The organism is Arthrobacter sp. JCM 19049 (assembly GCF_001310435.1).
In genome coordinates this window covers 1-6,059 of sequence record NZ_BAXF01000111.1, presented here as the reverse complement: position 1 = coordinate 6,059, position 6,059 = coordinate 1, and the positions used below count along the sequence as shown (strand labels likewise).

At 65.1% G+C, this 6,059-nt stretch carries 7 protein-coding genes and 1 pseudogene; 5 read left to right on the top strand and 3 right to left on the bottom strand.

Annotated elements, in window-relative coordinates:
• The 3 genes from JCM19049_RS07165 to JCM19049_RS07155 all read left to right on the top strand — a co-directional run.
• Nucleotides 1-867, top strand: an 867-nt coding sequence (locus JCM19049_RS07165) for an ATP-binding protein (RefSeq protein ID WP_279402668.1), incomplete at its 5' end; no start/stop codon positions are given.
• 388 nt (nucleotides 868-1,255) lie between these two features.
• Complete coding sequence (locus JCM19049_RS07160) at nucleotides 1,256-1,792, top strand: DNA-processing protein DprA (protein ID WP_054821241.1); 537 nt, start codon at nucleotides 1,256-1,258, stop codon at nucleotides 1,790-1,792.
• Nucleotides 1,793-1,824: 32 nt separating this feature from the next.
• On the top strand, nucleotides 1,825-2,094 hold the full coding sequence (locus JCM19049_RS07155; protein WP_054821240.1) for a hypothetical protein: 270 nt from the start codon (nucleotides 1,825-1,827) through the stop codon (nucleotides 2,092-2,094).
• Nucleotides 2,095-2,147: 53 nt separating this feature from the next.
• Here the strand turns inward: JCM19049_RS07155 and JCM19049_RS07150 are convergent, their stop codons facing one another.
• Nucleotides 2,148-2,648 (bottom strand): N-acetyltransferase, encoded by a 501-nt coding sequence (locus JCM19049_RS07150; protein ID WP_279402667.1) that lies wholly within the window; start codon nucleotides 2,646-2,648, stop codon nucleotides 2,148-2,150.
• 318 nt (nucleotides 2,649-2,966) lie between these two features.
• Between JCM19049_RS07150 and JCM19049_RS07145 the strand changes: the two genes are divergently transcribed.
• Nucleotides 2,967-3,995, top strand: a complete 1,029-nt coding sequence (locus tag JCM19049_RS07145; protein ID WP_279402666.1) for a tyrosine recombinase XerC — start codon at nucleotides 2,967-2,969, stop codon at nucleotides 3,993-3,995.
• 145 nt (nucleotides 3,996-4,140) lie between these two features.
• A complete protein-coding gene (locus JCM19049_RS07140) occupies nucleotides 4,141-4,644 on the top strand; it encodes a DUF3145 domain-containing protein (protein WP_054821238.1) in 504 nt (167 codons plus the stop codon).
• Nucleotides 4,645-4,854: 210 nt separating this feature from the next.
• Here the strand turns inward: JCM19049_RS07140 and JCM19049_RS07135 are convergent, their stop codons facing one another.
• Nucleotides 4,855-5,430: a dihydrofolate reductase family protein gene (locus tag JCM19049_RS07135; protein WP_054821237.1), complete on the bottom strand. Its 576-nt coding sequence runs from the start codon at nucleotides 5,428-5,430 to the stop codon at nucleotides 4,855-4,857.
• Nucleotides 5,431-5,638: 208 nt separating this feature from the next.
• A pseudogene (locus JCM19049_RS07130) lies at nucleotides 5,639-6,059 on the bottom strand (beta-ketoacyl-ACP synthase); the annotation flags it as partial.

Genomic DNA, 6,059 nt, shown 5'->3' with positions numbered 1-6,059 from the left:
CCCGCCGGCGTCGGCAAGACCCTGCTGGCCCGGTGCCTGCCCGGCATCCTCCCGCCGCTGGATGATGCGGCGGCGCTGGAAGCCACCGCGATCCGCTCCATCACCGAGCAGGCCGGCAACGAGTTCACCTCCCTGCAGCACACGCCACCGTTTATTGCCCCGCACCACACGGCATCCACCGTCTCCCTGCTCGGCGGCGGCACCAGGAGCATCCACGTGGGTGCGGTGACCCGCGCCCACCGCGGTGTCCTGTTCCTGGATGAGGCTCCCGAATTTCCCTCCGGCCTGCTGGACGCGCTGCGCCAACCGCTGGAGGACGGATACGTGAACATCGCCCGGGCCAAACTTCATGCCCAGCTGCCGGCCCGGTTCCAGCTGCTGCTGGCCGCCAACCCCTGCCCCTGCGGCCGCAATTACGGGACGGGACTGGCCTGCACCTGCACCCCCATGCAGCGCCGCCGCTACTTCAGTCGGCTCTCCGGTCCCATCCTGGACCGCATCGACCTGCAGCTGCAGCTGAACCCGGTCCCGGCCGCGACCCTGCTGGGCAAACAACGCAACGAATCCAGCGCCCAGGTCCGGCAACGTGTGCTCGCTGCCCGGGAACGCTGTGCCCAACGCCTGGCGCCGTGGAACATCCGCACGAATGCCGCCATCCCCTCCGAGATCCTGCGCCACGAACTGCCCTATCTCCGGCAGGTGCGCGGGCGTCTGGAGCAGCTGGCCACCCGCGCCCAACTCTCGGCACGGGGGATGGACCGCGTGCTGCGCGTCGCCTGGAGTATCACCGACCTTGACGGTGGGGCGACTCCCACGGTCGATGACCTTGAACTTGCCGTCCACCTGCGACAGAAAATAGAAAGTTGAGCCCAGCCATGTACGCCGAGCACGATGCGGCCGCCGAACGCCGCTACACCGACCTCAGCTTTCTCATCGAAGCCAACGACCACATTGCCGGGGCGCTGCTGAGCCTGCTCGACGCCGGTGAAGCTCTGGAACTGATCCGTCGGCAGGACTGGTACCCAAAAGATCTGGAATCCCGGGTCCACCAGGCCCTGGGCATCAGCACCCACAGCGACCACAGCTTCAGCTTCACCTCGGCGCTACGACGCTGGCGCAAGCGCCTGCCCTATCTGCCAGCGGCCGACTCCCAGCTGGAACTGATGCGCCGCAACGATGGGGGACTGATCCTTCCTGCCGATCCCGGCTGGCCGGCCCAACTCAACGACCTGGGTTTCGGGGCGCCGATCTGCCTGTGGTGGCGTGCGAAGAACCCGGAGTCGCTGATGACCCAAGACCTGGAAACCAGCGTTGCCATCGTGGCTCCCGGGACAGCAGCGACTACGGGAACCAGGCCACCAGCCAGCTGGCCACCGGGCTGCGGCAGGCCGGAGCCACCATCATCAGCGGCGGCGCCTATGGGATTGACGCCTGCGCCCACCGCGCGGCGCTGCAGGTCGAGGAAGCGTCTGCGGAATCCCCATCCACGATCGCCATCCTGGCCGGGGGACTGGATCGCCTCTACCCCAGCGGCAATCACAATCTGCTGCGCACCATCATCGACCGAGGCCTGCTGCTTTCCGAGGTGCCGCCGGGTACGGCGCCCACCCGTTTCAGGTTCCTGAATCGCAACCGCCTGATCGCAGGATTCGCGCAATTGGTGGTGGTCACCGAAGCCCGCTTCCGCTCCGGGGCCCTGAACACCGCGCGCCAGGCGGTGGATCTTGGCCGGGAGGTTGCCGCACTGCCCGGCAGCGTATTCTCACCCAACTCCGTTGCACGCACCGGCTGATTCGCGCCGGTGAAGCCGGGCTGGTCACCAATGTGGAGGACGCCCTGGAACTGCTGCCCGCCTTATCCGTAACAGCCAGGACGGGGTCGGCAAATGAAGAACCGGCCCGAGCCACCGACGGGCTCAACGCGCCGCAGAACCTCGTCCTGGACGTGTTGCCGCGCCGCGGGGCCAAGCTGGTTGATGAACTCTGTGCCCTCAGCGGGCTGCCGGCGATCGACACCATCCGGGCGCTGAGCATTCTGGAGGGGCGTGGGCAGGCCCGACAGGAAGGATTCGGGTGGAAACGAATAGGCGCCTAGCACCGCTAACCAAGCTCGCAGCAAGGGGATTCGTCAGTATGAGCGATAGGTGGCTAGTCGTATCCAAGCAACCCGTAGGCGAGGTACGGGTGCGGTTTGTCCCGTTCCTCGATCCGAAACAGCGGGGGCAGACCTGAGGCTTCCAGCACTTGGATCTGCTTGGTGAGTAGTTCACCGGTTACCACCAAAACCCCGGTGAAGTCCCAATCAGTGGTGAACCAGTGTCGGAGGCATTCCAGAAGTTGCCGGTTGAGGTCGCTTCCGTCCTTGGGCCCGCGAGTCCAGAAGTAGACGGCGCCTTCAAAGTCCGTCCACCCCTTCTCACCCAGTGCAGTGATCTTCGCGGTCGAGAACATGGACGCATCCGTCGGCATGACGTAGACGCAGCCCAGGCAGAGCTTCTGGTCGTGGGTCATCACCGTGTAGGCGTACGCCCTGTTCTCGGAGTGACGTTCTTCCAGTCGCGCGAGATCCTGATGGTTGTCCTCGACCATGAACCCATCCTCCGGCCAGCCGGTCTGCTCCCAGTCCCGCAAGAAGTCCTTGCGCTCCATGACGGCCTCATAGTCCAGCTGCGCATCGGCGGCTCGAATAGGTCGCAGTAAGAAACTCTCGGTCACCAGTTCATCTGGGGCCTCAAAGCCACTATTGTGAAACGCCACTGCTCCTCCTATCCCCGCGCGCTATGAGAACCTCGCGACCCGGTTGCCCGCTGACCCGGATCCATGATGTCTCGCATCGTAGCGCAGCGTGACGTTCGATGCTCCCGTCCCATCCCGCCAGCGGCCGGATGGGTTGTCGAGGCACGTGCGGCAAGAGAGGTAGGGGAACCGTCCCGGAAAGTGTCCCCGGCGCGCGGTACATTGAATCTGATGAGTGAAGAACACGAAGTCGAGCCATCGGCCACCGAAGCGCCGCAGATCGACCCGGTAATCCAGCAGCACCTGGAGGACTACCTGGGCTATCTGCTGTACCAGCGCGGGCGTAGCGAGAACACCGTGCGTGCCTACGAAACGGACCTGCGATCACTCTTTGTCTTCCTCGCCAGCCAACGGGTCACCGGTTTGGACCAGGTGACGATCGAAGAACTGCGTGGCTGGCTCGTGCGGATGCAGGAAGAGGGCCTGGGCCGCACCACCATGGCCCGCAGGATCTCGGCGGTTAAGAACTTCTTTGTCTGGGCCGACCGGCAAGACCTCATCGCCGAGGACCCCGCGCTCAGGCTCCAGGCACCCAAGAAGGAACGCCGCCTGCCGCACGTCCTGCAAACTGGACAAGTTGAACGGCTGCTGACCGACATCAAGGAACCCCGAACGGCTCCGTCGACGTCGTCTCAGACCTCAGCGGATAATCCGGCGGGCCAGGACGGCGCCGCGCCCAGCGAAAAGGACGCAGCCCTGGCCGTACGCAACCAGGTCATTGGCGAGCTGCTCTACGCCAGTGGGCTGCGCATCAGCGAACTGGTGTCGCTCGACGTGGGTGATGTGGACTTCGAGCGGCGTGCCTTGCGGGTTCTGGGTAAGGGCAACAAGGAGCGCATGGTGCCCTTCGGGATTCCGGCCCAGCGGACACTGGAGTTCTGGCTGCGGCAGGCCCGAGAGGTCCTCGCCTCCGCCGATGCCGAGAACGCGTTGCTGGTCGGTGCCCGCGGCGGGCGGCTGAACGTACGCCAGGCACGCAAGGTAATATCCGACGCCCTGAACAGGCTGGGGGATACCTCGGCCAGTGGCCCGCACGCCCTGCGGCACACGGTGGCCACGCACCTGCTCGACGGTGGGGCAGACCTGCGCGCCGTTCAGGAATTCTTGGGTCACTCCTCGCTGGCCACCACCCAGCTGTACACGCATGTCTCGGTGGATCGACTGCGCCAGAGCTACCAGCAGGCACACCCCCGGGCCTGACGATTCACCGAGTGTTTACCCGGAAGTAGGCTTTGGCTGGCGAAAACACCAGGTTTTCAGGCAAGATAGAACTAGCACATTAAGAAATGCTGAATCTGTTGCGGTTGACGTAGGGGAAGACGATCAACAGGTAACGGAGGATGGCATGTCTGCGTCAATGACCAGGGGAGTTGTGTTCATTCACTCGGCCCCTGCCGCGCTATGCCCGCATCTGGAGTGGGCTATCGGGTCGGTGCTCGAGCAGCCAGTCCGCTTGGACTGGACCGAGCAGGAAGCCGCACCCGGACTTCGTCGCGCCGAAATTCAGTGGACCGCCCCGCAGGGCACCGGTGCCATCTTGGCATCCGCCATGCGCGGCTGGCAGCACCTGCGCTTTGAAATCACCGAGGAACCCAGCCAAGGCTGCGACGGCAGCCGCTGGTCCTTCACCCCGGAACTGGGAATTTTCCACGCCACCGTTGATACCGCCGGCAACATCATGGTCAGCGAGGACCGCATCCGTTGGGCTTACGAAAAGGGTGACGGCAATCCCTCGGTCTTCTACCAGGAGATGTCCATTGCCCTCGGTGAGGCGTGGGACGAAGAGCTCGAACCCTTCCGCCACGCCGGCGACGGCGCCCCGGTGCGCTGGCTCAACCAGGTCGTCTAACTACGACCTCGTACTTTCGCTAGTGGTGTAGACCGCTAGTCATTAAGTCTCCGAGTGAGTTGTCACTGCTTTACCAGCACTGCTTGTTTGCCGCTAAGCCGGTAACGGCACGAGGGAGACCCGCATCGGGTCTACCTCGTGCCGTTTTGCATTTTCGTGAAGTCGCCATTCGCTGGCGGTAAGCGCTGTTTCAGGAACGCCTGAGTTCGGTCAGCGGATCACGTCGAAGACGTTCTTCTGGATGCCGTTGGAGTAGGACTCCGACTCCACGAGCTGCAGCCGCTGGGCCTCCAGGGGCTTGTCGCTGAACAGCCGCAGGCCCTCGCCGAGCAGGACCGGGAAGACCAGCAGGTGGTAGCGGTCCACCAGGCGGTGTTCCTGCAGGCAGTGCACCAGGGTGCCGCTGCCGTGCACGATGATGGGCCCGCCGTCCCCGGCCCGCAGCCGGGCCACATCGGCCATGGAGCGCAGGATGGTGGTCTGGCCCCAGTTCTCCACCAGGTCGCGTTCCTCCAGCGTCGTGGAGACCACGTACTTGGGCTGGTCGTTGTAGTCGGCGAACTCCTCGTCCATGTCCGGCCAGACCCTACTGAACTCCTGGTAGGTCCTGCGCCCCAGCAGCATGGCGGTGGCGTCGGACTGTTCGATGGCCTTCAGCTCGTAGGCGGCCTCATCGGGCTGCACCAGGTTGAAGGTCCAGCCCGAATGCCGGTAGCCGCTCTCCCCGCCGGGGGCCTGCATGACGCCGTCGAGGGAGATGAGGGTGGTGACGATGAGGGTACGCATCCTGAGCCTTCCGCACGTGAACGTTTCCTGCGGCTGAATGTGGCAGCCGGGTCCGGTGCTCCCAAACTACCGGGCGCGCCCCGCCTTGGGAAGGGGATCCAGCCCGGCTGGAGGCGGTCGCTCCCGCCCTGGTGGAGATGCCAAAGGGCGGCCGGCTCCCGTGCTGGGAATCCGGCCGCCCTTGTACTGGCGTGCGTGATTGGTGCAGCTAGATGCTGCGGATGGCCACGACGGCATTGTGCCCGCCGAAGCCGAAGGAGTTGTTCAGCGCCACGATCGAGCCCTCGCGCAGTTCCTGCGGCTGGCCGGTGACGACCTTCAGCGGGATGTCCGGGTCCTGGTTCTCCAGGTTGATGGTCACCGGGGTCTTGCGGTGGTAGACCGCCAGGGTGGAGAGCACCGACTCCACGGCGCCGGAGGCGCCGAGCAGGTGGCCCATCTGCGACTTGGTGGCCGAAACCCACACGTCATCCAGCGCATCGCCCAGGGCGGCGCGCAGCGCGGTGTACTCGGGCTTGTCGCCCACCGGGGTGGAGGTGGCATGCGCGTTGACGTGCACGACGTCCTCGGGCTGGATGCGCCCGTCGAACATGGCGGCCTTCAGCGCGCGGGTGGCGCCCAGCCTTCCG

Excerpts from the sequence above, each read along its gene's own strand:
- JCM19049_RS07140 (WP_054821238.1), top strand. The coding sequence starts at position 4,141 with ATGTCTGCGTCAATGACCAGGGGAGTTGTGTTCATTCACTCGGCCCCT.
- JCM19049_RS07150 (WP_279402667.1), bottom strand. The coding sequence starts at position 2,648 with ATGGAGCGCAAGGACTTCTTGCGGGACTGGGAGCAGACCGGCTGGCCG.
- JCM19049_RS07145 (WP_279402666.1), top strand. The coding sequence starts at position 2,967 with ATGAGTGAAGAACACGAAGTCGAGCCATCGGCCACCGAAGCGCCGCAG.
- JCM19049_RS07135 (WP_054821237.1), bottom strand. The coding sequence starts at position 5,430 with ATGCGTACCCTCATCGTCACCACCCTCATCTCCCTCGACGGCGTCATG.